The sequence below is a fragment of the Streptomyces vulcanius genome, assembly GCF_042653945.1.
Lineage (GTDB): Bacteria > Actinomycetota > Actinomycetes > Streptomycetales > Streptomycetaceae > Streptomyces > Streptomyces mangrovi.
In genome coordinates this window covers 62,719-87,914 of sequence record NZ_JBHSFK010000050.1, presented here as the reverse complement: position 1 = coordinate 87,914, position 25,196 = coordinate 62,719, and the positions used below count along the sequence as shown (strand labels likewise).

Annotated in this window: 25 protein-coding genes and 1 pseudogene; 16 read left to right on the top strand and 10 right to left on the bottom strand. The window is 70.6% G+C overall.

Features of this window, described 5'->3' with window-relative positions; all coding sequences use genetic code 11:
• A pseudogene (locus ACFPIH_RS47980) lies at positions 1 to 288 on the bottom strand (hypothetical protein); the annotation flags it as partial.
• Between the two features lie 189 nt (positions 289 to 477).
• Between ACFPIH_RS47980 and argH the strand changes: the two are divergent.
• From argH to ACFPIH_RS47960, 4 genes are all read left to right on the top strand, one after another.
• Entirely contained in the window at positions 478 to 1,905 is a 1,428-nt protein-coding gene (argH, locus tag ACFPIH_RS47975; protein WP_381177602.1) for an argininosuccinate lyase, read from the top strand.
• Between the two features lie 291 nt (positions 1,906 to 2,196).
• Positions 2,197 to 3,168: an aldo/keto reductase gene (locus ACFPIH_RS47970; protein ID WP_381177599.1), complete on the top strand. Its 972-nt coding sequence runs from the start codon at positions 2,197 to 2,199 to the stop codon at positions 3,166 to 3,168.
• An 80-nt stretch (positions 3,169 to 3,248) separates the two neighbouring features.
• Positions 3,249 to 3,815 (top strand): TetR/AcrR family transcriptional regulator, encoded by a 567-nt coding sequence (locus ACFPIH_RS47965; protein ID WP_381177596.1) that lies wholly within the window; start codon positions 3,249 to 3,251, stop codon positions 3,813 to 3,815.
• Positions 3,812 to 5,338, top strand: a complete 1,527-nt coding sequence (locus tag ACFPIH_RS47960; RefSeq protein WP_381177594.1) for an MFS transporter — start codon at positions 3,812 to 3,814, stop codon at positions 5,336 to 5,338. Before ACFPIH_RS47965 ends, ACFPIH_RS47960 begins: the two co-directional genes overlap by 4 nt.
• A 102-nt stretch (positions 5,339 to 5,440) precedes the next feature.
• On the opposite strand, the gene ACFPIH_RS47955 is transcribed toward ACFPIH_RS47960, so the two are convergent.
• Entirely contained in the window at positions 5,441 to 6,112 is a 672-nt protein-coding gene (locus tag ACFPIH_RS47955) for a lysophospholipid acyltransferase family protein (RefSeq protein ID WP_381177591.1), read from the bottom strand.
• A gap of 196 nt (positions 6,113 to 6,308) precedes the next feature.
• On the opposite strand from ACFPIH_RS47955, the gene ACFPIH_RS47950 reads away from it, so the two are divergent.
• The 4 genes from ACFPIH_RS47950 to ACFPIH_RS47935 all read left to right on the top strand — a co-directional run bounded on the left by ACFPIH_RS47950 (position 6,309) and on the right by ACFPIH_RS47935 (position 9,095).
• Entirely contained in the window at positions 6,309 to 6,542 is a 234-nt protein-coding gene (locus tag ACFPIH_RS47950; protein WP_381177588.1) for a hypothetical protein, read from the top strand.
• Between the two features lie 215 nt (positions 6,543 to 6,757).
• Positions 6,758 to 7,942, top strand: coding sequence for a glycerophosphodiester phosphodiesterase (locus ACFPIH_RS47945; protein ID WP_381177585.1), 1,185 nt, complete (start codon positions 6,758 to 6,760; stop codon positions 7,940 to 7,942).
• 97 nt (positions 7,943 to 8,039) lie between these two features.
• Positions 8,040 to 8,552, top strand: a complete 513-nt coding sequence (locus ACFPIH_RS47940; RefSeq protein ID WP_381177582.1) for a sigma-70 family RNA polymerase sigma factor — start codon at positions 8,040 to 8,042, stop codon at positions 8,550 to 8,552.
• 45 nt (positions 8,553 to 8,597) lie between these two features.
• Positions 8,598 to 9,095, top strand: coding sequence for a GNAT family N-acetyltransferase (locus tag ACFPIH_RS47935; RefSeq protein WP_381177579.1), 498 nt, complete (start codon positions 8,598 to 8,600; stop codon positions 9,093 to 9,095).
• On the opposite strand, the gene ACFPIH_RS47930 is transcribed toward ACFPIH_RS47935, so the two are convergent.
• Together ACFPIH_RS47930 and ACFPIH_RS47925 are read right to left on the bottom strand one after the other, a co-directional pair.
• Positions 9,085 to 9,501: a hypothetical protein gene (locus tag ACFPIH_RS47930; protein WP_381177576.1), complete on the bottom strand. Its 417-nt coding sequence runs from the start codon at positions 9,499 to 9,501 to the stop codon at positions 9,085 to 9,087. The genes ACFPIH_RS47935 and ACFPIH_RS47930 overlap by 11 nt on opposite strands.
• A gap of 1 nt (position 9,502) precedes the next feature.
• Positions 9,503 to 9,862 carry a hypothetical protein gene (locus ACFPIH_RS47925; protein ID WP_381177573.1) on the bottom strand — a complete coding sequence of 120 codons (360 nt, stop codon included), beginning with the start codon at positions 9,860 to 9,862 and terminating at the stop codon, positions 9,503 to 9,505.
• A gap of 351 nt (positions 9,863 to 10,213) precedes the next feature.
• On the opposite strand from ACFPIH_RS47925, the gene ACFPIH_RS47920 reads away from it, so the two are divergent.
• The 8 genes from ACFPIH_RS47920 (at position 10,214) to ACFPIH_RS47885 (ending at position 21,987) form a co-directional block, all read left to right on the top strand.
• A complete protein-coding gene (locus ACFPIH_RS47920; protein WP_381177570.1) occupies positions 10,214 to 11,233 on the top strand; it encodes a methionine ABC transporter ATP-binding protein in 1,020 nt (339 codons plus the stop codon).
• Positions 11,230 to 11,955: a methionine ABC transporter permease gene (locus ACFPIH_RS47915; protein WP_381177567.1), complete on the top strand. Its 726-nt coding sequence runs from the start codon at positions 11,230 to 11,232 to the stop codon at positions 11,953 to 11,955. Before ACFPIH_RS47920 ends, ACFPIH_RS47915 begins: the two co-directional genes overlap by 4 nt.
• Before the next feature lie 68 nt (positions 11,956 to 12,023).
• A complete protein-coding gene (locus tag ACFPIH_RS47910) occupies positions 12,024 to 12,860 on the top strand; it encodes a MetQ/NlpA family ABC transporter substrate-binding protein (protein WP_381177564.1) in 837 nt (278 codons plus the stop codon).
• A gap of 155 nt (positions 12,861 to 13,015) precedes the next feature.
• A complete protein-coding gene (locus ACFPIH_RS47905) occupies positions 13,016 to 13,654 on the top strand; it encodes a GNAT family N-acetyltransferase (RefSeq protein WP_381177561.1) in 639 nt (212 codons plus the stop codon).
• An 85-nt stretch (positions 13,655 to 13,739) separates the two neighbouring features.
• Positions 13,740 to 14,963, top strand: coding sequence for a precorrin-6y C5,15-methyltransferase (decarboxylating) subunit CbiE (gene cbiE / locus ACFPIH_RS47900; RefSeq protein WP_381177558.1), 1,224 nt, complete (start codon positions 13,740 to 13,742; stop codon positions 14,961 to 14,963).
• 367 nt (positions 14,964 to 15,330) lie between these two features.
• On the top strand, positions 15,331 to 19,593 hold the full coding sequence (gene cobT, locus ACFPIH_RS47895) for a nicotinate-nucleotide--dimethylbenzimidazole phosphoribosyltransferase (protein WP_381177555.1): 4,263 nt from the start codon (positions 15,331 to 15,333) through the stop codon (positions 19,591 to 19,593).
• Positions 19,594 to 19,769: 176 nt separating this feature from the next.
• Complete coding sequence (cobA, locus tag ACFPIH_RS47890) at positions 19,770 to 21,002, top strand: uroporphyrinogen-III C-methyltransferase (RefSeq protein WP_381177552.1); 1,233 nt, start codon at positions 19,770 to 19,772, stop codon at positions 21,000 to 21,002.
• A 64-nt stretch (positions 21,003 to 21,066) separates the two neighbouring features.
• The gene (locus ACFPIH_RS47885; RefSeq protein WP_381177549.1) at positions 21,067 to 21,987 is read left to right on the top strand and encodes a TrmH family RNA methyltransferase; all 921 of its coding nucleotides are present in this window, start codon (positions 21,067 to 21,069) and stop codon (positions 21,985 to 21,987) included.
• Positions 21,988 to 22,046: 59 nt separating this feature from the next.
• Here ACFPIH_RS47885 and ACFPIH_RS47880 read toward each other — a convergent pair whose 3' ends face one another.
• The 6 genes from ACFPIH_RS47880 to ACFPIH_RS47855 form a co-directional block, all read right to left on the bottom strand.
• Positions 22,047 to 22,526 carry a BTB/POZ domain-containing protein gene (locus ACFPIH_RS47880; protein WP_381177546.1) on the bottom strand — a complete coding sequence of 160 codons (480 nt, stop codon included), beginning with the start codon at positions 22,524 to 22,526 and terminating at the stop codon, positions 22,047 to 22,049.
• Complete coding sequence (locus ACFPIH_RS47875; RefSeq protein WP_381177543.1) at positions 22,523 to 22,951, bottom strand: hypothetical protein; 429 nt, start codon at positions 22,949 to 22,951, stop codon at positions 22,523 to 22,525. Before ACFPIH_RS47875 ends, ACFPIH_RS47880 begins: the two co-directional genes overlap by 4 nt.
• A complete protein-coding gene (locus ACFPIH_RS47870) occupies positions 22,948 to 23,283 on the bottom strand; it encodes a hypothetical protein (RefSeq protein ID WP_381177540.1) in 336 nt (111 codons plus the stop codon). Before ACFPIH_RS47870 ends, ACFPIH_RS47875 begins: the two co-directional genes overlap by 4 nt.
• A 69-nt stretch (positions 23,284 to 23,352) precedes the next feature.
• Positions 23,353 to 24,225: an AcrVA2 family anti-CRISPR protein gene (locus tag ACFPIH_RS47865; protein ID WP_381177537.1), complete on the bottom strand. Its 873-nt coding sequence runs from the start codon at positions 24,223 to 24,225 to the stop codon at positions 23,353 to 23,355.
• Between the two features lie 72 nt (positions 24,226 to 24,297).
• Positions 24,298 to 24,639, bottom strand: coding sequence for a histone-like nucleoid-structuring protein Lsr2 (locus ACFPIH_RS47860; RefSeq protein WP_381177534.1), 342 nt, complete (start codon positions 24,637 to 24,639; stop codon positions 24,298 to 24,300).
• Between the two features lie 30 nt (positions 24,640 to 24,669).
• The gene (locus tag ACFPIH_RS47855) at positions 24,670 to 25,065 is read right to left on the bottom strand and encodes a hypothetical protein (protein ID WP_381177531.1); all 396 of its coding nucleotides are present in this window, start codon (positions 25,063 to 25,065) and stop codon (positions 24,670 to 24,672) included.
• Between the last annotated feature and the right edge of the window lie 131 nt (positions 25,066 to 25,196).

The window sequence follows — 25,196 nt, the reverse complement described above, 5'->3', positions numbered from 1 at the left end:
GTCGATCAGCCGCTGGTTGGCCTCGTCGATCTGCGTCTGGAGCAGGGTGAGGTTGCGGTCGACCTCGGCCTGCGCGGTGGCGGGGATCTCCGGGAGCTGCGAGGCGACATCCGGGCACGAGATGGTGCCGGGGCTGGCCAGCGTCTTGGCGTTCGTCGTGCTGCCGCTCTTGGACGACTCCCCGGCGAGCGCGGAGTTCACGACCACAGCGCCGGACAGGGCCAACGCGGCGGCGCCGCCGATGATCGCCACACGACGCTTGTTGTACTTAGGAAGAGCCCTGGACATGCGGATGCCTCACTAGGGTCAGGAGTGGGTTTACAAACGCGGCGCCTGCGTCGGTGTGGAGTACGAGTAAGCGGTTGCCCTTGTTCAAGGCATCTTCAAAAGTCTTTCCGGAAACCCCCAGATTGACGAATCATGCAGAGGTCTGCATAATCATGCATACCTGATCGGACCTCCCGAGGAGCAACGCAAGTGAGCAGCAACAGCGGTGACGTACGGCTCTGGGGCGGTCGTTTCGCCGACGGCCCCGCCGAGGCCCTGGCGAAGCTGTCCGCGTCCGTCCACTTCGACTGGCGGCTCGCGCCCTACGACATCGCCGGTTCGCGTGCCCACGCGCGCGTGCTGCACAAGGCGGGCCTGCTCACCGAGGACGAGCTGACCCGGATGACCGCCGGACTCGACCGGCTGGAGGCGGACGTCGCCGCCGGCACCTTCGTCGGCACGGTCGCCGACGAGGACGTCCACACCGCGCTGGAGCGCGGCCTCCTGGAGCGCCTCGGCCCCGACCTCGGCGGCAAGCTCCGCGCCGGCCGCTCCCGCAACGACCAGGTCGCCACCCTCTTCCGGATGTACCTGCGTGACCACGCCCGGATCATCGGCGGGCTGATCGCCGACCTCCAGGACGCGCTGATCGGCCTCGCCGAGGCCCACCCGGACGTGGCGATGCCCGGCCGCACCCACCTCCAGCACGCCCAGCCGGTCCTCTTCGCCCACCACGTCCTCGCGCACGCCCAGTCGCTCTCCCGGGATGCCGAGCGGCTGCGCCAGTGGGACGAGCGCACCGCCGTCTCACCGTACGGCTCCGGCGCGCTCGCCGGCAGCAGTCTCGGTCTGGACCCGGAGGCGGTCGCCGCGGACCTCGGTTTCGAGCGCGGCAGCGTCGGCAACTCCATCGACGGCACGGCCTCCCGCGACTTCGCCGCCGAGTTCGCCTTCGTCACCGCGATGATCGGCGTGAACCTGTCCAGGATCGCCGAGGAGATCATCATCTGGAACACGAAGGAGTTCTCCTTCGTGACCCTGCACGACGCGTTCTCCACCGGCTCGTCGATCATGCCGCAGAAGAAGAACCCGGACATCGCGGAACTGGCGCGCGGCAAGTCCGGCCGGCTGATCGGCAACCTCACCGGCCTGATGGCCACGCTCAAGGCCCTGCCGCTCGCCTACAACCGCGACCTCCAGGAGGACAAGGAGCCGGTCTTCGACTCCTGCGACCAGCTGGAGGTCCTGCTCCCCGCCTTCACCGGCATGATGGCCACCCTCACCGTCCACCGCGAGCGCATGGAGGAACTGGCCCCGGCCGGCTTCTCCCTCGCCACCGACATCGCCGAGTGGCTGGTCAAGCAGGGTGTTCCGTTCCGCGTCGCGCACGAGGTCGCCGGCGAGTGCGTCAAGGCCGCCGAGGCCGAGGGCAAGGAGCTGGACCAGCTGACCGACGAGCAGTTCGCGAAGATCTCCGCCCACCTCACCCCCGAGGTCCGCACGGTCCTCAACGTCTCCGGCGCCCTCGCCTCCCGCGACGGCCGCGGCGGTACGGCGCCCAGCGCGGTCGCCGTCCAGCTCACGGAGGTCAAGGCGGACGTGGCCGCGCAGCACACGTGGGCCGACGCCCGGAAGTGAGCGGCTTCGCACCCTCCTCCTGATGGTCCGCACCCGGCGCTGCCCTGCCAACTCGGGGTGGCGCCGGTGCAGTTGGTCCGGTGCGGGGGTCCCTGAGGGGGCATGGACGTCGAGCCGTGCGCGTGGCTGGGATGCCGGCCACGGCGTGGCGGGTGCGCGCACTGATGCCGACCGGCCTGCCGACAGCTTCCTCCAGGGCGCCCACTCGACGGCGCTGCCCGCGCCCTCCGTCGGCTGATCACGCGTTAGGTTGGTCCGGAGCCCTGTGGAGCCGACCGAACGGAGCCAGCGATGCCCTTCGCCCGTCTCGCCTCAGCGACGACCCCCACCTGCCACCTCGGCCTGGGTCTCGCCGCGGTCGGCCGTCCCGGATACATCAACCTCGGCCGTGACCAGGACCTGCCGGCCGACCGCAGTGTCGACGCCCTGCGCACCCGCACCCACGAGCTCCTCGACGCCGCCTACGCCCAGGGCGTCCGGTACTTCGACGCGGCCCGCTCCTACGGCCGCTCCGAGGAGTTCCTCGCCGACTGGCTGACGGCGCGCCCCGACGCCGCCGACGTCGTCGTGGGCAGCAAATGGGGCTACACCTACACCGCCGACTGGACCACCGACGCCGAGCGGCACGAGGTCAAGGACCACAGCGTCCGGACCTACGACCGTCAGCGCGCCGAGAGCGCCGAACTGCTCGGCGACCGGCTCGACCTCTACCAGATCCACTCGGTGACGCCGGACAGTCCCGCCCTCACCGACAAGGAACTCCACGCCCGGCTGGCCGAAGCCGCTGCCCAGGGAGTCACCGTCGGCTTCTCCACCAGCGGCCCCGCCCAGGCCGACGCCATCCGCGCCGCCCTCGCCGTGACGGTCGACGGCGAGCCCCTCTTCCGTACCGTCCAGTCGACGTACAACGCGCTGGAGACCTCGGCCGCCCCCGCTCTCGCAGAGGCCCATGACGCCGGACTCACGGTGATCGTGAAGGAGGGCATGGCCAACGGCCGCCTCGCCGGCCCGCACGCGCCGGACGCCCTGAAGGCGGTGGCGGCACAGAGCGGCCTCGGCTGCGACGCGGTCGCCCTCGCCCTCGCCCTGCGCCAGCCCTGGGCCGGAGTCGTCCTCTCCGGCGCCGCGACGGCCGCACAGCTCGCCTCCAACCTGCACGCGGCCGTCGTCGACCTGGACGAGGACCAGCTGGACGGCCTGGCCGCACTGGCGGAGGACCCGCGGGCGTACTGGGAGCAGCGGGCCGCCCTGCCCTGGCACTGACGACCGCCGCAGCCACGGCCGCATGAGTCACACATGCCCACCGTGAGACAATGATGTCTCACATGGTCTATGGTTGTCTCATGGCCGTCGACCGTGACCACGTACTCCGCAGCGCCGCCGCCCTGCTGACCCACAAGTCCACCGCGACCATGGACGAGGTCGCCAAGGCCGCCGGGATCAGCCGCGCCACCCTGCACCGGCAGTTCGCCGGCCGTGACGCGCTCGTCCGCGCCCTGGAGGCGCTCGGCATCGCGGAGTGCGAGACCGCCCTGGACACGGCCCGTCTGGACGAGGGGCCCGCCGCCGACGCCGTACGCCGGCTGGTCCGCGAGATCGAACCGGCCGCCGGACTGCTCGCCTTCCTCTACACCGAGAACCAGCTCTTCGAGGGCGGGGAACAGCACCAGGGCTGGACCCGCATCGACGAACGGATCTCCGCGCTCTTCCGCCGCGGACAGCTCGACGGCGAGTTCCGCATCGACCTCACTCCCGCCTGGCTCAGCGAGGCGCTCTTCGGTCTGCTGGCCTCCGGCGCCTGGATGATCCAGTGCGGCAGGGGCGCCCCCAAGGACTTCCAGCACATGATCGCCGAGCTGCTGCTGGGCGGCGTACTACGTCACTCCGTACAACCGAACGAGGAATCATGACCAGCACCCTGCAGTCGGCGGCCACGACCGAGGCGGTGGTGAAGCGCCCGGACCGCTGGCTCGCGCTCGCCGTCCTCGTGCTCGCCGTACTGCTGGTGGCCGTGGACGCGACCGTCCTCGGCCTGGCGACCCCGTACATCAGCGAAGACCTGAAGCCCTCCGGCAACCAACTCCTGTGGATCGGCGACGTCTACTCCTTCGTCATCGCCGGTCTGCTGGTGTCGATGGGCAGCCTCGGCGACCGTATCGGCCGCAAACGGATCCTGCTCGTCGGCGCCACGGCCTTCGGACTGATATCGGTTCTCAACGCCTACGCGACGACACCCGAGCTGATGATCGCGGCCCGTGCCCTGCTCGGCGTCGCCGGCGCGACCCTCATGCCCGCCACCCTCGCCCTGATCCGCAACCTCTTCCACGACCCGCGCGAGCGCAGCCTCGCCGTGGGCATCTGGGGCGCGACGGCCTCGGCGGGCACGGCGGTCGGCCCGGTCGTGGGCGGCTTCCTGCTCGAACACTTCTGGTGGGGCTCGGTCTTCCTGATCAACCTGCCCGTGATGGCGGTCCTCGTCCTCGTCGGCCTGCGGACCCTGCCCGAGTCGAGGAACCCCGCCCCCGGCCCCTGGGACCTGACCAGCGTCGTGCTGTCACTCGTCGGCATGATCGCCGTCGTGTACGCGGTGAAGGAAGCCGCCAGCCACGGCCCGACCTGGGGATCCCTGACGGCGGCCCTGCTCGGCCTCGCCGCGCTCCACGGCTTCGTACGCCGCCAGCTCACGCTCCCGAAGCCGCTCCTCGACATGCGCCTGTTCCGCCGGCGTGGCTTCAGCGGCGCGGTGCTGGCCGACATGCTGACCGTGCTCGGCATGTCCGGCCTGGTGTTCTTCCTCTCCCAGTACCTGCAACTGGTGCAGGGCAGACGGCCCCTGGAGGCCGGTCTGGCCGAACTGCCCGCGGCCGTGGGCGCGGTGGTGGCCGGCCTGCTCGCCGGCCGGGTGGCCCGCCGCTACTCGGTACGGGCCGTGGTCTCCGGCGGCCTCGCGGCGATCGGCCTCGCCCTGGCCGCACTGACGACGCTCGACGCGACGACCGGCTACCCGGTCCTGGGAGCGGCCCTCCTGGCGGTCGGCGTCGGCGCCGGCTTCTCCTTCACGGTGACTGCCGACGTCATCCTGTCCTCGGTCCCCAAGGAACAGGCGGGAGCGGCCTCCGCGGTCTCCGAAACGGCGTACGAACTCGGCGCCGCCCTCGGCATCGCCGTACTCGGCTCCATCGTCACAGGCGTCTACCGCGGCTTCCCGTCCCCGGCCGGTACACCGGAGGGCGCCCACGAGTCCTTGGGCGGCGCGGTGGAAGCGGCGAACCACATGCCGACCCCGGCGGCCGAAACCATGCTGACATCAGCCCGAGAGGCTTTCGTGGGCGGCCTGAGCGTGGCTTCGGCAGTAGGCGCGGCAGTCCTGCTCGCGACGGCGGTGGCGGCCTGGTTCCTGCTCAGGGACCAGCGCCTGGAGAACGCCGGGTAAGGGTCGCAACCCAAGGGGCGCGGGGCTGTGTCGATTTGCGGCTCCGCCGCGTGGGCGCGAGAACCCCCACCCACCCGCACCCGACAGCGAACCCCTACGCCGCTACGCGGCCTTGGCCTTCGTCGCATACATGTCCACATACTCCTGCCCCGACAACCGCATGACCTCGGTCATCACGGAATCCGTCACGGCCCGCAGCACATACCGGTCCCGGCCCATCCCGTCGTACCGCGAGAACTCCATCGCCTCACCGAACCGGACGGTGACCCGCCCCGGGCGGGGCATCCCCGCACCCCCCGGCTGCAACTTGTCCGTACCGATCATCGCGAAGGGAACAACCGGCGCCCCGGTCATCAGCGTCAGCCGCGCGATACCGGTGCGCCCCCGGTACAGCCGCCCGTCGGGCGACCGCGTGCCCTCGGGGTAGATGCCGAAGACCTTCCCCTCCTCCAGCACCCGACGCCCGGTCATCAGCGCGGCCACGCCGCCCCGGCCGCCGTCGCGGTCCACCGGGATCATGCCGACGCCGGTGAAGAACCAGGCCATCAGCCGGCCCTTGAGGCTCTTCCCGGTGACGTACTCGTCCTTGCCGATGAAGAACACCTGCCGGTCGCAGACCAGCGGCAGGATCATCGAGTCGATGAAGGTGAGGTGATTGCCGGCCAGGATGACCGGGCCGTCGCCGGGGATGTGCTCCGCGCCCTCGACACGAGGGCGGAACATCAGGCGCATGACCGGTCCGAGCACTGCCTTGATGAGCGCGAAGCGGGACAACGTGCCCTCCGATGCCGAGGAAAAACCGTATGAGTCTGTGCAGGTGAGGACGATACTCGCGGCTCCCCGGGTGGTGCACATCGGGTTCACCGAGGTCTTACGCACTGTTGACGTACGTTTACCTGTACGGCCGAACCGTGGCCCTCCCGTCATCTGGGGGGAACGATGGGAACAACGCCGTGAAACCGGGGGAACCATGGGTATCGCCGCAGCCTTCGCCGTTCTGGTGCTCGCCCTCGCCGCCGCCGTGACGGTCCTGGCGCGCAGGGACCGCCGCCGCTTCTCCGAGGGACCCGAATCGGCCCGTATCGAGGCGGAGGCGACCCGCCATCTGCGCGAGGCCCGCGGCAGGGTTCGCCTGTCGAACCGCTTTGTCGCACCCGGAACACTCGGCGCCCTGCGCGACCGGGACGACAACAGCCGGTACTGACCGCCTTCCCCGGTCGGCGGCGCCCAACCCCCCGCGGCCGACGACCCGTCACATCACCGTACGCCGCCCACCACATCGCCGTACGCCACCCACCGCACCGCCGTTCGGCACCTGCCATCCACCGTCACCCGCATGTTAGGACCGAGGTCTCCCGACGGTCATGTCCACGCCCTTACGATCGGGCCCGCACGGACGAGCCGACGGCAGGAGGCCCCATGGGATCGCAGGACCCGCAGGAGACGAACGAGCAGGCGAGCACGGGCGGAACCGGACGCCGGGCGCTGCTCGGCGCCGCGATGCTCGGTGCCACCGGAAGCGTCTTCGGTCTGTCGGGCACGGCGCGCGCCGCCGACGCCCGCCACTCCGGCAGGGGCGGTCTGAAGAGCCTCCCGGTCCCGACGATCATCGGTCACCGCGGTGCCAGCGGCTACCGCCCCGAGCACACCTTCGGCTCCTACCAGCTCGCGCTCGACCTGGGCGCCGACATCGTAGAGGCGGGCGACCTGGTCCCCACCAAGGACGGTCACCTGGTCTGCCGGCACGAGCCGGAGATCGGCGGCACCACGGACGTCGCCGACCATCCCGAGTTCGCCTCCCGCAGGACGACGAAGGTCCTGGACGGCGTCTCCCTCACCGGCTGGTTCACCGAGGACTTCACGCTCGCCGAGCTGAAGACCCTGCGGGCGATCGAGCGCATCCCGGACTACCGCCCGCACAACACGCTCTACGACGGCCGCTGGGAGATCCCCACCTTCGAGGAAGTCCTGAAGTGGCAGGACGAGCAGACCCGCAAGCGCGGCAAGCAGGTCTGGATCTACCCGGAGACCAAGCACCCCACCTACTTCCGCAAGCTGGGCCTCGGCCTGGAGGAGCGGGTCGCCAAGCTGCTGCACAAGTACGGCAAGGACAAGAAGAACTCGCCGGTCATCCTGCAGTCCTTCGAGCCGACCAGCATCCAGCGCCTGAACAAGCTGGTGGACAACCCCCTCGTGGTCCTGCTGTCGGCCGCGAACACCCGCCCCTGGGACTTCGTCGAGGCGGGCGACCCGCGTACGGTCGCCGACCTGATCACCCGGGCGGGCCTGCGGGAGATCGCCGGTTACGCGCAGGGCATCGGCCCCACGCTCGACCTGGTCATCCTCAAGGACGCGAGCGGCAACCTCACCACCCCGACCACCCTGGTGAAGGACGCCCACGCGGTCGGCCTGGTCCTGCACCCGTACACCATGCGCAACGAGAACCCCTTCCTGCCCACCAACTACCGCAAGGGCACGGACGCGGACGCGTACGGCGACCCCTTCGGCGCCTTCCGGACGTACTTCGCGACGGGCATCGACGGTGTCTTCACCGACAACCCGGACACCGGCCTCCTGGCCCGCGCGGACTTCGTCAACGGCTGAGTCGTCAACGGCTGAGTCGTCAACCGACGGGTCCCCGTTGGAGTGACAGTCGGCCGCCCGGGCAACCAATCGCCCGGGCGGCCGCATCGTGTGGCACATGACCCACGACCTGCTCACCACGCTCCGCCCGCTCCTCGCCGCGGAGGCCTCCGCCGAGGCGCACGCCGGCGGCTGCGAGTCCGGCGACCTCGAACAGGCCGTCTGGCTCCGCCTCCTGGAGCACCTCGCGGCCGGCCGTCCGCCGTCCGACCCGCAGGGCTGGCTGCGCAGGGCCGTCCGCGCCGAGGTCCGCCGCAGCCGTCGTACCACCCGCGTCGAGAGGCCCTACGAGACCGACCCGGTCGACGAGCGGGCCCGTGACCACGATCCCGAACAGACCGCGCTCACCGCGGCCCGGTACCGCGCCCTGCGCGCCGCCGTGCACAAGCTGCCCGGCCGCTGCTCCCGGCTCCTCCAGGCACTGCTCTCGCCCGAGGACCTCACCTACCGTGAGATCGCGAGTGAGTTGGGTATCTCACAGGGCAGTCTCGGACCGGAACGTTCCAGATGTCTGGGATGTCTGCGTCGTTTGCTCGCCCCGGAGGTTGCGGCCCGCGAAGTGCGGGGATAGGAGTGAAGGACCAATGGCGATCAGGTGAGCGGGAGGCGTGCGCATATGGGCATGAGCGTGACCATCTCGGTGGCGACCGAGCAGGATGCCGAGCAGATCTTCAGGCTGCAGTACCTCTGCTTCCAGAGCGAAGCCGCGCTGTACGGCAACTACCGCATCTCCCCGCTCGTCCAGACCCTCGATTCGGTCCGGGCGGAGCTCGCCGCGGACTGTGTCTTCGTGGCGCGACTGGGTGAGGAAGTGGTCGGCTCGGTCCGCGGCAACATCACCGAGGACGGCGCCGCCGCCATCGGAAAGCTCTGCGTCCACCCCCGCCTCCAGGGGCACGGCATCGGCGCCCGGCTGCTGCGCGCGGCCGAGTCGGCGCTGGCCGGGGAGCGCGGCGCGAAGCGCTTCCGCCTCCACACCGGCCACCGCAGCGAGGGCAACCTCCGGCTGTACCGCCGCGTCGGCTACCAGACGGTCGGCACCTCCGAGGGCACGGACGGCGTACCGATGATCGTCCTGGAGAAGCCGGCGGGGGAGTACGCGGCTACGGCGTAGCCGTACGGGACTTGCGCAGCCAGTACAGGGCCGACAGCGGCAGCAGTACGGGAATGAACACGTACCCCATGCCGTAGTCGGACCAGACCGTCGACTCATGGAAGGCCGACGGCTCGATCAGCGTCCAGGTCCCGACGATCAGCACACCCGCGAGCTCGGCGGCACAGCACACCTGGGCCGCCCTGCGGGCCGTCTCGCCGCCGCGCACCAGCGAGTACGTGATGAAGCCGTAGACGGCACCCGCCACCGCCGACAGCACGTACGACAGCGGGGCGCGGTCGAAGTCCGTCGCGATCTGGTACACCGAGCGCGACACGGCGCCGACGACCATCACGCCGTAGAACCAGACCAGCACGATGCCGGGCCCGCCGATCAGCCTGGCCGGCTTCCCCTGAACCGCCGTCATCTCAGCCTCCCCAGATGTCGTAGAGCCGTACTTCGAGCACGGCGAGGACGACCGCGCCGGCCGCGACCGTCACCGAACCCCAGCGGGTCCGCTCGGCCAATGACATGAATCCTGCCGCCGGGACACAGGCGAACGCGCCCAGCAGATACGCCACGAAGATCGTCGTGCCCTGCTCCGCCTTCTCGCCCTGTGCCAGCCGCACGATCCCGATCACCAGCTGGACCACCGCAAGGAGCGAGACCACGGCCATCCCGATGAAGTGCCAGTCCTTCGTCGGCTGGTCACGGTAGGCGGCCCAGCCGCACCAGGCGGCGAGCAGCAACGCGGCGACGCCGGTCACCAGGGTCAGGGCATCAAGCATGCAGTGACCTTATTACGCCGTAATCGGCGCCCTGCGAGAGGCCCCACACTGTCCGCGCACTGTCCACGGCTGTCCAGCATGCGGACATCCCTTTCTTTGTCAGGACCGTACGTCTGGTTTACTGATGCACATGACCACGACGAGCAGCCGCACCCCCGCGACCGAGGCGACCATGACGCCCGGCGTGCGCTGTATGTGTCGTATGCGTCGAATGTGCGCCTTCTAAAGGGCCCTCGCACCACCCCCGTCCGTACGAGATACGTGACGCAAGCAGCCCCGCGCCCCTGAACGAACGCATCCGTGCGCCCGGGCACACCCACGCCCGCGCACTCGACAGTGACGGAAACCCCAGTGATCACGACTACAGGCCTGACCAAGGTCTACCGCTCCCGCGGCGGCCGTGAGGTCACCGCCCTCGACGGCGTCGACCTGCACGTCCGCGAAGGCGAGGTGCACGGCGTCATCGGCCAGTCCGGCGCCGGCAAGTCCTCGCTGATCCGCTGCGTCAACCTCCTGGAGCGTCCCACCTCCGGCACGGTCACCGTGGCCGGCCAGGACCTCACCGCGCTCGCCGGCCGCGGCCCCCGCGCCGGCAAGGAACTGCGGCGGGCGCGCAGCCGGATCGGCATGGTCTTCCAGCACTTCAACCTGCTGTCCTCGCGGACCGTGCAGGACAACGTCGAACTGCCCCTGGAGATCCTCGGCCACTCGGGGGCGGAACGTTCCCGCAAGGCCCTGGAGCTGCTCGACCTGGTCGGACTCGCCGACAAGGCGAAGGCCTACCCGGCCCAGCTCTCCGGCGGCCAGAAGCAGCGCGTCGGCATCGCCCGCGCCCTCGCCGGCGACCCCCGGGTGCTGCTGAGCGACGAGGCGACCAGCGCCCTCGACCCCGAGACCACCCGCTCCATCCTCCAGCTGCTGCGCGACCTGAACCGCCAGCTGGGCCTGACCGTCCTGCTCATCACCCACGAGATGGACGTGGTGAAGTCGATCTGCGACTCCGCCGCCCTCATGGAGCAGGGCCGGATCGTCGAGTCGGGCACGGTCAGCGAACTCCTGGCGACCCCGGGCTCGGAACTCGCCGCCGCGCTGTTCCCGGTCACCGGCGACGTCACCGGCGAGGACCGCACCGTCGTCGACGTCACCTTCCACGGCGAGGCCGCGACCCAGCCGGTCATCTCCCAGCTGTCGCGCACCTACAACATCGACATCTCCATCCTCGGCGCCGCCGTCGACACCGTCGGCGGCCTCCAGGTCGGCCGGATGCGCATCGAACTGCCCGGCCGCTACGAGGACAACGTCGTACCGATCGGCTTCCTGCGCGAACAGGGCCTGCAGATCGACGTCCTGGAGAAGGAGGGCGCGAAATGACCTGGTCGGAGATGCAGCCCCTGCTGGAGCAGGCCTGTTGGGACACCCTCTACATGGTCGGCTGGTCCACGCTCATCGCCGTCGCGGGCGGCCTCCCGCTCGGCATCCTGCTGGTCCTCACCGACCGGGGCGGGCTGCTGCAGAACCTCGTCGCCAACAGGGTGATCGGGCAGGTCGTGAACATCGCCCGGTCGATGCCGTTCATCATCCTGATCGTGGCCCTGATGGGCTTCACCCGTACGATCACCGGCACGACCATCGGCCGTGAGGCCGCCATCGTGCCGCTGGCCGTCGGCGCGATCCCGTTCTTCGCCCGCCTTGTCGAGACGGCTGTCCGGGAAGTGGACGGCGGGCTCGTCGAGGCCGTGCAGGCGATGGGCGGCAACACCTGGACCGTCGTCCGCAAGGTCCTCGTCCCCGAGGCGCTGCCCTCGCTCATCTCCAGCACCACCACCACGGTCGTCGCCCTCATCGGCTACTCCGCGATGGCCGGCACGGTCGGCGCCGGCGGCCTCGGCGACATCGCCATCCGCTACGGCTACCAGCGCTTCGAGACCGAGCTGATGTGGATCACCGTCGCGATCCTCGCCGTCGTCATCTCGCTCATCCAGTTCGCCGGCGACTTCGCCGCCCGCTCCCTGCACCGCCGCGGCGGCAACTCCGGAGCCTCGCCGAAGCTGCGCCTGCTGAAGGCGTCGACGGCCACCAGTAAGACCGTCTGAACGCCGGTCCGTCAGAACTCCCCGCACACCCATCGCGGGGTCGCATCACCACAGGAAAGGCACTTTTCGTGCGTAACACTGCCAAGATCACCACTGCCGTCCTCGCCGCCGGAGCCCTCACCCTCGGACTCAGCGCCTGCGGCTCGGACAAGGACTCCGGCAGCGGCGACGCCAACGCCACGCTGACGGTCGCTGCCACGCCCACCCCGCAGGGCGAGATCCTCACCCACATCAAGGACAACCTCGCGAAGAAGGCCGGACTCGACCTGGAGGTCAAGGAGTTCACCGACTACGTGACCCCCAACACGGCCGTCCAGCAGGGCGAGGTCGACGCCAACTACTTCCAGCACCAGCCGTACCTGGACGACTTCAACAAGAAGAACGGCACCGACATCGTCGCCGTGCCCGGCGCCACCGTGCACCTGGAGCCGCTCGGTCTGTACTCGAAGGGCGTCAAGAAGCTCGACGACCTCAAGAAGGGCGCCACCGTCGCCCTGCCGAACGACACCACCAACGAGGCACGCGCGCTCAAGCTCCTCGAGGCCAACGGCCTGATCGGCCTGAAGTCCGGTGCCGGCTACGACGCGACCCCCAAGGACGTCACCTCCAACCCGAGGAACCTCGAGTTCAAGGAGCTGGAGGCGGCCCAGCTGCCGCGCTCCCTCGGCGACGTCGACGCCGCGGTGATCAACGGCAACTACGCGCTGGAGGCCGACCTCAGCCCCGCCGAGGACGCCCTGGTCGCCGAGTCCCCCAAGGACAACCCGTACGCCAACTTCCTCGCGGTGAAGAAGGGCGACGAGGACGACCCGCGGATCCAGAAGCTCGCCGAGCTGCTCACCTCCGCCGAGGTGAAGAAGTTCATCGAGGACAAGTACGACGGCGCGGTCGTCGCCGCGTTCTGATCAACCGATGATCACCCGCACGGGGTCCGCTGCCGCATCGGGCGCGGACCCCGTGGTGCGGTTCGGTGCGTTCATGCTGCATGCTGGGCAGCTCAGCGGGTCCTGACGGTCCGGTAGGTCGGGCCCCGAGGTTTCGAAGGCTACGGAGCGGCTTCATGACGAGCACCTTCCCCACCATCTCCATCAGCACGGAGCGGTTGGTGCTGCGTCCCTTCGACGAGGACGACGTGCCGGCCCTGACCGAGATGATGAACGACGAACAGGTCGGGGCGTGGACCGCCGTGCCCCAGCCCTACAGCGAGGCGAGCGCCCGCCGCTGGATCGCCGAGTACGCGCCCACCGAACGCGTCGCGGGCCGCGGTCTCGACCTCGCCGTCACCGAGTTCCTGACCCAGCGCCTGGTCGGCGTCATCCAGCTCGCCAAGACCAACTGGCACGTCCGCTCCACCGAACTGTCGTACATCGTCGCCCCCTGGGCCCGCGGCGAGGGCTATGCCTCCGAGGCGGCCCTGGCCACCGCCCAATGGCTGTTCACCGACCAGAAGCTCGAGCGCATCGAGCTGCGCACCGCCGCCGACAACACCGCCTCCCAGCAGGTCGCGCAGAAGATCGGCTGCATCAGCGAGGGAGTCCTGCGCGGCGCCTGCATAGCGCGAGCCCGTGCCGACGACGGCACCTGGACCGACGTGCGCACCGACTACATCGTGTGGAGCCTGCTGCCCGAGGACCTGGACGGCGCCGGGGAGCAGCTCGCGGAGAGCGGCGGCTTCACGTCGTACACCGACTGGAACTGACCGGCAGCGACAGCCGTACGGTCTCGCCGACCAGGTACCCTCACGGAGCCCGCTGCCTGCGTGAACCTCCGGGAGACTGACAACGATGGCCGACCGCGTCACGGTGATCGGTTGGGACGGCTCGCCGCTGACCGCCGCGGCCCGCTCCGCCCTGGGCGCCGCCACGCTGGTGGCCGGAGCCGCCCATCACCTGGCGCTGCCCGAGGTACCGCCCGCCGCGGAGCGCATCCGCCTCGGCAGCGTCGCCCTCGCCGCCCGGCGCATCGCGGGCCACCGCGGCACGGCGGTCGTGTTCGCCGACGGCGACCCCGGTTTCTTCGGCGTCGTACGCACCCTGCGCGCACCCGACTTCGGCCTGGAGGTCGAGGTCGTCCCCGGAGTCTCCTCCGTCGCCGCCGCCTTCGCCCGCGCCGGGATGCCGTGGGACGACGCCCAGGTCGTCGTCGCCCACCGGCGCACCCTGCGCCGCGCGGTCAACGTGTGCCGCGCCCACCCCAAGGTCGCCGTCCTCACCTCGCCCGGAGCCGGACCCGCCGAACTGGGCCTGCTCCTGGAAGGCGTGCACCGCACCTTCGTCGTCTGCGAGGAACTCGGCACCCGGCACGAACGCGTCAGCGTCGTCACCTCCGACAAGGCCCCCGACCACACCTGGCGCGACCCCAACGTCGTCATCGTCATCGGCGGTCCGGCGAGCTCCGGGGACGAGGGCGCCTGGATCACCGGACGTGACCCCGCCGCGGGCCCGCGCGGCTGGACCCTGCCCGCCGAGGCGTACGGCGGCGGGTCCGCACTCGTGCTCGGTGAGGGGGAGGCGGAGCTGCTGCGCGCGGCCCAACTCGCCCGGCTCGGACCGCGCGTCGGCGACCTCGTCTGGGACATCGGCTGCGGCAGCGGCGTCTTCGCCACCGACGCCGCCCGGGCCGGCGCGGCCGTCCTCGCCGTGGACCGCGACCTGGAGGCCTGCGCCCGCACCGATGTCGCCGCCCGCCGCCTCGGCGTCCAGCTCCAGATCGTCCGCGGCACTGCCCCGCACGTCCTGGAGAACCTGCCCGAACCGGACGTCGTCCGGGTCGGCGGCGGGGGAGCGGCCGTGGTCTCGGCGGTCGCCGACCGCCGCCCGCAGCGGATCGTGACCCACGCGGCGACCCGCGACGCCGCCGAACGCGTCGGCCGCGATCTGACCGAGCACGGCTACCACGTCGAATGCGCCCTCGTGCAGTCCGTCCAACTCGACACCCGGGCCTGGACCGAGACCGAACGGAGTGTCGCGTTCCTGCTCAGCGGGGTTCTGCCGGACCGCCGGCCGTGACCGGGTTCCACCTCCCCGTGATCCTGTTGTCGTACCGCGCGCGGTAGGCTGGCCGATCGTCGTACTGCTTCCGTTCGCCCGGCACTTCGTCGGTCAATGTCCGGAAAACACATCCCTTTTGGGGTGGGTGTGGTAGGGCGGAGACCGGAGGGCGCGCAACGTGGCGCAGTCCACAGCGGAGCGTCGCGGATCAAGCTGTCGCGACGCGGCCACTGCCGGGACAATGCCACTGAATGGCTTTGTCGCTTTTTCGGGCGGGTCGTTCGTGCCGCTGGGCTCGGACGCTCGTTCTTCACTACGGGGCGGTCGGTGCGCCGCTCCGGGTGAGCTGGTCGTAGGAGCACTAACCGATGGGCGAGGGGTACGCATGACCGACACCGGCCAGGTCCCGGGCGACGGGCTGCCGGAGAACGCAGGCATGGTGGAGCAGCCGGGCGTCCCCGCGCACGGTGCGTACACCTACCTCTCCGAGACCCCCGCCGAGGACGAAGACCAGCTGCTGCTTCCGGGTGCCCAGAGCGCGTGGGGCAACGAAGTGGCGCCGCCCGCGCCCGAGCCGGTCGTCGAAACGGTGCACGAGCCCGGCCCGCACGAGACGGGCGGCCGTGACAGCGGCTCCGTCGACCTCAGCGCCGTACGCCTGCCCGGCCCGGCCGCGCCGCCGCAGTCGGCCCCGCGCCGCCCTCTGCATCTCGGCCCGCCGATCCCCGACACCTCGGCCAGCCCGGTCCGTTCCCTCGCCGACCGCGGCCCGGCCGGCGTGCCCGTACGCCACCCCGGCCCGCCCGCGTCCGGGCCCGAGTACCTCGACGCACCGCACCTGCGCGAGCTGCCTCCGCAGGGCGCGTCGCCCTGGGGGGCACCGGCGCCGGTCCCGGCGGCAGCGCCGTTCGCCACGCAGGTGGCCGACCAGCCGACGGCGCCGTCGGTCTTTCCCGCGCCCGCGCAGGGGCCGGTGGTGGCGGAAACGGCTGCTCCGGTTGCGTCGGCACCTGAGCCCGAGCCGGTGAGCGCCGCGCAGGCCGTGGTGGCCCGGGTGGCGACCGGGGCGAGCTCCGCGGTGGACTTCGGAGTGGTGGACCCGGGCCAACTGCTCGGGGCGGCGCTGATCGCCGAGGGTGAGCAGGACGTGGCCGACGAGGTGACGGCCGCCGACGGAGTTGAGTCCGCGCCGGCTCCGGAGCCCGTCGTCGCGCCGGTGGTGGAGCAGGTGCAGGTCGCCGTCGGCTTCGAAGACGTGCGGGCGGCTGAGACGGCGGTTGCGCCCGAGGTTCCTGAGACGCCGGGGGAGCCTGTGGCTGAGGCGGCCCCGGCTGCGGAGATGGCCACGCCCGAGGTGACGCACGTGCCGGAGGCTCAGGAAGCGGCCCCCATGGCCCAGGCTCCCGAGCCCCCGGTGGCCGTGGCCCCGGCGCCGCCCGAGATGCCCGAACCGGTCGCGGTCGTACCGGAGGCGCCGGCTGCCGAGCCCGAGCCGCCCGTGGTCGTACCGGAGGCGCCGGCTGCCGAGCCCGAACCGGTCGCGGTTGCTGTCGCGGTGGCACCGGAGACGCCCGCTGCCGAGTCCGCGCCCGAACCCGAGGCCGCGCCCGAACCCGGACCCGAGTCCGAGGCCGCGCCCGAGTCCGAGGCCGAAGTCGTCGCGCCCGCGCCGGAGGCTCCGGTGGCCGAGCCGTTGGTGGCCGTACCCGAGCCCGCCCAACTCATCGACGCCCCAGCCGCCGTCGTGGAGCCGGCCCAGCCGGAGCCCGCACAGCAATACCCGGTCGAGCCGACTCCGGAGCCTCAGCCGCAGCAGGAGGCCGAGGTTGAGGTCCTCGCCGTCCAGCAGACGGACCCTGCGTCTCAGAACCTGGACGCCGTGGGAGCTGCCGACCTCGCGAGCGCACCCGTAGCCCCAGCCCTGGAGCCCCTTGCCCCGGTGACACTCGCGCCCCTCCCGGAGGAGCCCCCCGCAGAGGCGCCCGCACCAGAGGCCTCCGCAGAGGCGCCCGCACCAGAGGCCTCCGCTCTTGAGGCTGTCGCGCCCGTGGCCTCCGCCGCAGAGGCCATCGCTCCCGAGGCTGTCGCCGTGGAGGCGGTTGCTCCCGAGGCGGTTGCTCCCGAGATCGCGGCTCCCGGGTTCGCTGCTCCCCAGCCCGTTGCCCCGGAAGCTGTCGCCGCGGAGCACGTAGTCCCTGAGGCCGCTGTCCCTGAGGCCGCTGTCCCTGAGGTTGCAGTCTCCGAAGCCGTAGTCCCTGAGGCCATTGCGGCCGAGGTCGTGGCCCCCGAGGCCGTGGTCCCCCAGGCCGTGGCTCCCGAAGCCGTAGCTTCCGAAGCCGTAGCCCCCGAGCCCGCCGTCATCGACGTCCCCACCCCCGAAGCGCTCGCCCCGGAGGCCCCTCTCCCCGAACCGGCAGCCGAAGAAGCGGCAGCCGAAGCGGGATCGGTAGCCGACGCCGAGCTGGCAGCTGACGCCGAGCCGGACGCCACCCCCACCCCTCACGCGCCCACGGACCCCACCGACCACCCGGCCGCCGCCCAGCCGGAACAGGTCGTGGAGCCGGAGCAGGCCGTTGCGCCGGAGCAGCCCGTGGCCGAGTTCGTCCCGGTCGAGGGCTTGGCGGGGCCGACCACCCCGCACCACCACGCCCCGACGCCGCCGCACCCCCTCGTCCTCCCCACCCAGGACCGGCAGCCCACCGGGGCACCGGCGCCGCAACCGGTGCGACCGGAGCAGCCGGAACCCCTGGTACCGGCTGCCGTAGCCGCGACGGTCCCCGCCCCTCGCGCCGGCGACCCCGACCCCGAGGTCGCGCAGAGCCCGGAGGACCTGGAGACCAGGGCCGCAGACCAGGAAGAAGGCACGGCCCCAGTGGAACCAGCGGAACCCGTGGAAGAGGCCCGAGTGTCCACCGGCCCCGCTGCGCCCGCCTACGACGACGCCGAGCGCGAGGCGGTGCTCAAGGTCATGCGCGAGCGCCGCGACATCCGCAACGGCTTCCGCAGCGACCCGATCCCGCACGAGGTGCTGCTCCGCGTCCTGGAGGCCGCCCACACCGCGCCCTCCGTCGGTCACTCGCAGCCCTGGGACTTCGTCGTCATCCGCTCCGCCGACACGCGCAGCGCGATGCACGAACTGGCGACGCGGCAGCGTGACGCGTACGCGAAGTCGCTGCCCAAGGGCCGGGCGAAGCAGTTCAAGGAACTGAAGATCGAGGCCATCCTCGACACCCCGGTGAACATCGTCGTCACCGCCGACCCGACCCGGGGCGGACGCCACACCCTCGGCCGGCACACCCAGCCGCAGATGGCGCCGTACTCCTCCGCGCTCGCGGTGGAGAACCTCTGGCTCGCCGCCCGCGCCGAGGGCCTCGGCGTCGGCTGGGTCAGCTTCTTCGACGAGCGTGAGATGGTCCGCGCGCTGGGCCTGCCCGAGCACCTCGAAGTGGTCGCGTACCTGTGCGTCGGATACGTCGACGAGTTCCCGGACGAGCCCGAGCTGATGCAGGCCGGCTGGGCCAAGCGCCGCCCGCTGTCGTGGGTCGTGCACGAGGAGACGTACGGCCGTCGCGCACTGCCCGGCGAGGACCCGCACGACCTGCTCGCCGAGACGGTCGCCGGGATCCGCCCGCTGGACGCGAAGGCGCTCGGCGAGGCGTGGGAGCGTCAGAAGCGCATGACGAAGCCCGCGGGCGCCCTCGGCATGCTGGAGATCATCTCCGCCCAGCTGTCCGGTCTGTCCCGGCAGTGCCCGCCGCCGATCCCGGAGCCCGCGGCCGTCGCGATCTTCGCGGGCGACCACGGTGTCCACGCCCAGGGCGTCACCCCGTGGCCGCAGGAGGTGACGGCCCAGATGGTCGCCAACTTCCTCGGCGGGGGAGCGGTCTGCAACGCCTTCGCGTCCCAGGTGGGCGCCGAGGTGTGCGTGGTGGACGTCGGCGTGGCGGCCGACCTCCCGGCCACCCCCGGTCTGCTGCCCCGCAAGGTCAGGGCCGGCACCTCCGACATGACGACCGGCCCCGCGATGACCCGCGAGGAGGCCCAGCAGGCCATCGAGGTCGGCATCGAGACCGCCCGCGACCTGGTGGCGGCCGGCAACAAGGCCCTGCTCACCGGTGAGATGGGCATCGCGAACACCACCGCGTCCGCGGCCCTGATCTCCGTCTTCACCGGCGCGGACCCCTCCGAGGTCACCGGCCGGGGCACCGGCATCAACGACGAGACCCTCGCCCGCAAGACCGAGGTGGTCCGCCGCGCCCTGGAACTCCACCAGCCGGACCCGGCCGACCCGATCGGCGTCCTCGCGGCGGTCGGCGGCTTCGAACACGCGGCGATCGTCGGCCTCCTCCTCGGCGGCGCGTCCCTGCGTACACCGGTCATCCTGGACGGCGTCAGCGCCGGCGCCGCCGCGCTGGTGGCCCGCGCCATCGCCCCAGAGGTCCTCGCGGCCTGCATCGCGGGCCACCGCAGCGCGGAGCCCGGCCATGTGGCAGCCCTGAACAAACTCGGCCTCCGCCCCCTGGTCGACCTCGACCTCCGCCTGGGCGAGGGCACAGGCGCCCTCCTGGCCCTCCCCCTGGTCCAGAGCACAGCCAGGGCCATGCACGAGGTGGCGACGTTCGACTCGGCGGGGGTAACTGAGAAGTAGCGATTGCTGGAGCGGGGGCGGGACGCCTGTACGACAGCAGGGGCGTCGTTGTCAGCGCCGCAGTGGTTGTGGGCAGTCGTTCCGCAGGGCGGAACGGGTGGGCACAACCACCCACCCTCCCGCACCCGGCGACCATGCCCAGCCACCCACTCCGCCGCAAAGGAAAGCCGCACCCCATGGCCGAACACCCCGCCTACCCCGTAGGCCTCCGCCTCACCGGCCGCCGGGTCGTCGTCCTCGGCGGCGGCCAGGTCGCCCAGCGCCGCCTCCCCGCACTGATCGCGGCAGGCGCCGACATCCACCTCGTATCGCCCGAAGCGACCCCCTCCGTCGAAGCCATGGCGGACGCGGGTGAGATCACCTGGACCCGCCGCCCCTACGCCGATGGCGACCTCGCGGACGCCTGGTACGCCCTGATCGCCACCAGCGACCCGGAGGCGAACACGCGGGCCTCCGCCGAAGCCGAGCGGGACCGCGTATGGTGCGTCCGCTCCGACGACGCCGACCGGGCGACGGCCTGGACCCCGGCCACCGGCCACAGCGAGGGCGTCACGGTCGCCGTACTCACCACGAACGCCAAGGGCCGCGACCCCCGCCACACCGCCGCCATCAGGGACGCGGTCGTGGCGGGTCTGCGCGACGGCACCCTCGTCGCCCCCCACCACCGCACCCGGACCCCCGGTGTCGCGCTGGTCGGCGGCGGCCCCGGCGACCCGGACCTGATCACGGTCCGCGGCCGTCGCCTGCTCGCCGAGGCGGATGTCGTCATCGCCGACCGGCTCGGCCCGCGCGACCTTCTCGCCGAACTCCCGCCGCACGTCGAGGTGATCGACGCGGCGAAGATCCCGTACGGCCGTTACATGGCCCAGGAGGCCATCAACAACGCGCTGATCGAGCACGCGAAGCAGGGCAGGTCGGTGGTCCGGCTCAAGGGCGGCGACCCGTACGTCTTCGGCCGCGGCATGGAGGAACTCCAGGCCCTCGCCGACGCGGGCATCCCCTGCACGGTCGTCCCCGGCATCTCCAGCTCGATCTCGGTCCCGGGCGCGGCCGGCATCCCGGTCACCCACCGAGGCGTCGCCCACGAGTTCACCGTGGTCAGCGGCCATGTGGCGCCCGACGACGAGCGCTCCCTGGTCGACTGGGCGGCGCTCGCCAGGCTCACCGGCACCCTCGTGATCCTCATGGGCGTCGACAAGATCGGAAAGATCGCCGAGACCCTGATCGCGCACGGCAAGCCGGCCGGCACCCCCGTCGCCCTCGTCCAGGAGGGCACGACCGCCACCCAGCGCCGCGTCGACGCGACCCTCGCCACGGTCGCGGAGGCGGTCCGCGCCGAGGACGTGAAACCCCCCGCGGTCATCGTCATCGGAGAGGTCGTCACCGTCGGCCCGCGGACATCGGCGTAACCCCGGGTAACACAACCCGTTCACAGCCGTTGGCACCGCACCCAGGACAAGGCAGTATCACCCTGTGGCCGATCTCATCACCGTTGAGGACCCCGACGACCCGCGCCTGCGCGACTACACCGGCCTGACCGACGTCGAGCTGCGCCGCAAGCGCGAGCCCGCCGAGGGCCTGTTCATCGCCGAGGGCGAGAAGGTCATCAGACGGGCCAAGGACGCCGGGTACGAGATGCGCTCGATGCTGCTCTCCGCCAAGTGGGTCGACGTCATGCACGACGTCATCGACGAACTCCCGGCGCCCGTCTACGCCGTCAGCCCGGAACTCGCCGAACGCGTCACCGGATACCACGTCCACCGCGGCGCCCTCGCCTCGATGCAGCGCAAGCCGCTCCCGTCGGCCGCCGAACTCCTGCAGACCGCCCGCCGAGTCGTGATCATGGAGGCGGTGAACGACCACACCAACATGTGTGGTACAGAAGCATACACTCACCCGCAAGGGCCTCTGACCTGCGAGGATGGCGAGCCGCCCCGCCGCATCGCCGTCCTTGAGGGCATCGTCGACCACACGAACCTGGGGGCCGTATGGCGGAGTGCAGCCGCTCTGGGTATCGACGCCATCCTCCTATCGCCAGACTGTGCTGATCCGCTCTACCGCCGAGCGATCAAGGTCTCGATGGGCGCCGTCTTCTCCATCCCCTACGCACGCCTCACCGACTGGCCCAAGGGCTTGGAGGTTCTGCGGGACGCCGGCTACCCCATCCTCGCCCTCACCCCGGACGAGAAGGCCACACCGCTTAGCAAGATTCCTGCGGAGCGTTTGGAACGGTGCGCCGTGATGTTCGGATCAGAAGGCCATGGCCTTTCGGCATTGGCACTCCGGGCCGCCGACGAATGGGTCCGGATCCCGATGGCCCACCAAATCGACTCGCTCAACATCGCGGCGGCAGCAGCCGTGACCTTCTACGCGCTCGGCGCCAGAGACGACTGACCCCAGAACTGACGAAAGCCCCCGGCTCCTACACGGAGCCAGGGGCTTTCGCTGATCTATCAGGCTGCAACGTATCCGACGCTAAGCCGCCACCACTCGCCGCCGGTCGGTGCGATCCGTCGGCTGATGTCCTCCGGACCGAAAGAAGTCATCTCCGGGAAGAACCACACTGCGAGCGTGCCACCCCCCGCGATGGCAAGGCCCGCCCACCGGTGGAATCCCTCGTCGGAGGGAAGTACCACCTGGGCCACCTCGTCGTCCGCCAAGAACGTCACGGTGATGCGGCCATCCCGTTCGATGGTCCACCGTGCTTGCGAGTCTTTTGCCCGCGCGATCTCGGTACTCCGCGAGAAGCGGTGGCGCGCGAGGAACGCGTCGATCTCCTCCCGCGAATCCTGCTCGGTGCCTATGAGTGCCAGCGCGATGGTTACGTCACCATCGGTGTGAGGTGCCCCGGTCGGCACGGCGGCCGTGGCCGGTATGCCGTTGAAGGCGACCACCCGGACCAGCCGTTGCTCTCTCCTGCGTCTGCCGCTCACTCAGCCATCTCCTTGTACATCTCCCGCAGCGCCGCAAGGATCTCGCGGTCGTTCTTCAGCTTCTTGGGCGCCTTCGAGACGGTCTCGCGAGCCTCTCGTACGCGCTTCAACCCCCGCTGGCGTTCCTTACCAAAGCCCAGGCGGGGGGAGATGTGCGCACTATCCGGGCCGCCGAGCTTGTCCAGGAACTCGGTCGCTTCGCGGAGCTGTTGTTCCCTGCTCGCGATCATGCTCGCGTACAGACGGTCCAGCCAGTCGACCGTTGCGACCTTCTCCACGATCACCGTCGCCTTGTACGTGTACAGGACCGGCGGTATCGGGTCCTCGACAGTCCGCGAGAACATGTCGTGGTAGCGCCGCAGCGTGCTCGGCGTCATCCCAGTGCGGTCGCAGAGTTCCTGGGCCGAGATCAGTTCGAGGATCACTCGCCGGCCTCGTCCTTCTTTCGGACCCATGCGGTGTGCGCATCGGCGACGCGCGCCTTCCACTCCTGCCATGCCTCGTATGTGGGCAGCTCCTTCGGCACGCTTTCGCCGATCAGAGCGTTGGAGTAGGCACTGAGGATGATTTCCGGCACGCCGCTTCTCAACATGCCGTAGTGTCGGCTACCCCTGATGGTCGTCTGCGTCGGCTCCCCCTCCAGCACCTCGCGGAGGAATCGGGGGTCCGCCTCGAAGCGCCAGTCGTTCTTCACGATGAGCCGGAGGGTGTCCAATTCGTCATCGGACAGCCGAAGTCCCCGCTGTGTGTCGTTCACGCTCTCTCCTCTCAAGGAAGACGGAGCCTGCCAGATGCCACTGACAGGCCCCGTCTCGTTACGGACTGGCTAGCCCTCGGACCGCAGCTCGCGCAGCTCACGGCTGAGTCGGCCGCCGAGCTTCACGAACTCCGTCACCTCGTCCGGACGAGATCGCCGAGCCTTCTTGCCCTTGCCGGCCGATCGGGTTGCCAGCCGGTACACCTCGGCGTCGTCCTTGTTGCTGCCGGCGTACGACAGCGTGTGCAGCACCTGCGTGAGGTACCTGCGCAGCCACGACGCCAGGCGGCTGATGTCCGTCTCGCCCATGTCCGACGAGAAGTGGAACCCCGCCACCGTCCGGGCGACCGCGTCAGCGATCGTCGTGCTGTCCCGCCCCAGCGGCACCGTGCACCGCAGGGTCTGGAAGACCAGACCTTCCGGGGTCGCGATGAACCCGGCGAACATCACGCCCAGGTCCTCGAACCTGTCGTCGTTCATCGAGCACAGCAACTGCCCGTGGTCCCACCGTCCGAAGAGGTAGGCGACAAGCGGGATGCCGAGGTGCGAGCGGTAGTACACCGTGTCCTCGTCCGAGAAGTCCGGGGCACCGAGGACGATCAAGGGGTTCCTGTACTGGAGCCCCCGCACGGCCGACGCAGGGAGTTCAGCCGGCGACTCCGACAGAGCGGCCAGCAGATACTCGTCCATCGCCAGGACGGCCTTGTCCACGCGCCACAGGGCGTGTATCGCCGCGTCGCGGGCCATCGCGCTCATCTCCCGCCGATCTTCCGGCGTGGACGGCACGATCCCGTCCGGCACCCGCTTGACACCCGCCAGAAGGTACGGCACGAGTTCACGCACCGCCGGGTACCGACTTTCACCTCCCTGAACGTGCGCCACCATCGCTGTGACCATCTCTCTGGTCGTCCCGAGGATCTGCTTGTTCGTACGCTGTTGCATCTGCTCTCTCCTCTCAGACAGCAGAAAGAGCCCCACCGGACCACCGGCAGGGCTCCCTCTACTGTGTGTGGGCTACTTGCCCTTGTGTGCCTTCTCGAAGGCGTCGCGGATCTCGGCCGGCACACGCCCGCGGTTGCTGACGCCCGGCCATCCGTTCGACCTGGCCCACTCGCGGATCGCGGCGGTGTCCTGGCCGAAGTGTCCGCCATTCACGTACGGCGTCGACGCCTTGCGAGCGGTGCTGGTTCGCCGCCCGCCCTTCACATACGGCTCCAGGAGTCCCCGGATCTTGTCCGCGTTGGCGGTGGTGAGGTCGATCTCGTACGATTTACCGTCCAGCGCGAAGGTGACCGTCTCGTCTGCCTCCGTGCCGTCCAGGTCGTCGACAAGAAGAACCTGAACCTTCTGTGCCACGTACTTCCCTCTCCTCTGTTGTGCTGGGCCCTACAGCCGCGACGTGATGGCGTACGAGGCAACCCGCAGAGCGAGTGCCTCCACGGCCTCCACCATCAGCTCCAAGGTCCACTCAATCCGATCCTTCTCGCCTCGGAGGATCGTTTCCTCCAGACGCATGACCTGGACCTCGTCCTCGGAGATGTACGGCGCGATCCTCTCGATGGACCAGCGGTCCCACGCGTGCAGCGTGTCGAAGCCGATCCACCCATCGCCGTCAGGACCGTAGTTCAGACCGTGGTTGGGCACGTAGATGTCACGCGGGATGCGATCCACCTTCCACAGCTCTTCGGGGAGCTGCACGTATCCGCTGAGGCTCTTGAAGCCCGGAGCGATCTTGCACGCTATTCCGTGCGTGATCCACTCCTTAATTGGTTCTCTGGGCATAAGCACCTACTTACCACGGCTCCGGCTTCCTGAGCCGGTCGGGCCCTCCCCGCCGGAGGGAGAGAGTGTGGTGAGGGCGGGGAGAGCCTGATCGAGTCAGGAAGATGGTCGGGGCCGCCGGGAGGAGAGGT

Excerpts from the sequence above, each read along its gene's own strand:
- ACFPIH_RS47970 (WP_381177599.1), top strand. The coding sequence starts at position 2,197 with ATGCCCTTCGCCCGTCTCGCCTCAGCGACGACCCCCACCTGCCACCTC.
- ACFPIH_RS47965 (WP_381177596.1), top strand. The coding sequence starts at position 3,249 with ATGGCCGTCGACCGTGACCACGTACTCCGCAGCGCCGCCGCCCTGCTG.
- ACFPIH_RS47960 (WP_381177594.1), top strand. The coding sequence starts at position 3,812 with ATGACCAGCACCCTGCAGTCGGCGGCCACGACCGAGGCGGTGGTGAAG.
- ACFPIH_RS47950 (WP_381177588.1), top strand. The coding sequence starts at position 6,309 with ATGGGTATCGCCGCAGCCTTCGCCGTTCTGGTGCTCGCCCTCGCCGCC.
- ACFPIH_RS47945 (WP_381177585.1), top strand. The coding sequence starts at position 6,758 with ATGGGATCGCAGGACCCGCAGGAGACGAACGAGCAGGCGAGCACGGGC.
- ACFPIH_RS47940 (WP_381177582.1), top strand. The coding sequence starts at position 8,040 with ATGACCCACGACCTGCTCACCACGCTCCGCCCGCTCCTCGCCGCGGAG.
- ACFPIH_RS47935 (WP_381177579.1), top strand. The coding sequence starts at position 8,598 with ATGGGCATGAGCGTGACCATCTCGGTGGCGACCGAGCAGGATGCCGAG.
- ACFPIH_RS47930 (WP_381177576.1), bottom strand. The coding sequence starts at position 9,501 with ATGACGGCGGTTCAGGGGAAGCCGGCCAGGCTGATCGGCGGGCCCGGC.
- ACFPIH_RS47925 (WP_381177573.1), bottom strand. The coding sequence starts at position 9,862 with ATGCTTGATGCCCTGACCCTGGTGACCGGCGTCGCCGCGTTGCTGCTC.
- ACFPIH_RS47915 (WP_381177567.1), top strand. The coding sequence starts at position 11,230 with ATGACCTGGTCGGAGATGCAGCCCCTGCTGGAGCAGGCCTGTTGGGAC.
- ACFPIH_RS47905 (WP_381177561.1), top strand. The coding sequence starts at position 13,016 with ATGACGAGCACCTTCCCCACCATCTCCATCAGCACGGAGCGGTTGGTG.
- cbiE (WP_381177558.1), top strand. The coding sequence starts at position 13,740 with ATGGCCGACCGCGTCACGGTGATCGGTTGGGACGGCTCGCCGCTGACC.
- cobT (WP_381177555.1), top strand. The coding sequence starts at position 15,331 with ATGACCGACACCGGCCAGGTCCCGGGCGACGGGCTGCCGGAGAACGCA.
- cobA (WP_381177552.1), top strand. The coding sequence starts at position 19,770 with ATGGCCGAACACCCCGCCTACCCCGTAGGCCTCCGCCTCACCGGCCGC.
- ACFPIH_RS47865 (WP_381177537.1), bottom strand. The coding sequence starts at position 24,225 with ATGCAACAGCGTACGAACAAGCAGATCCTCGGGACGACCAGAGAGATG.
- ACFPIH_RS47855 (WP_381177531.1), bottom strand. The coding sequence starts at position 25,065 with ATGCCCAGAGAACCAATTAAGGAGTGGATCACGCACGGAATAGCGTGC.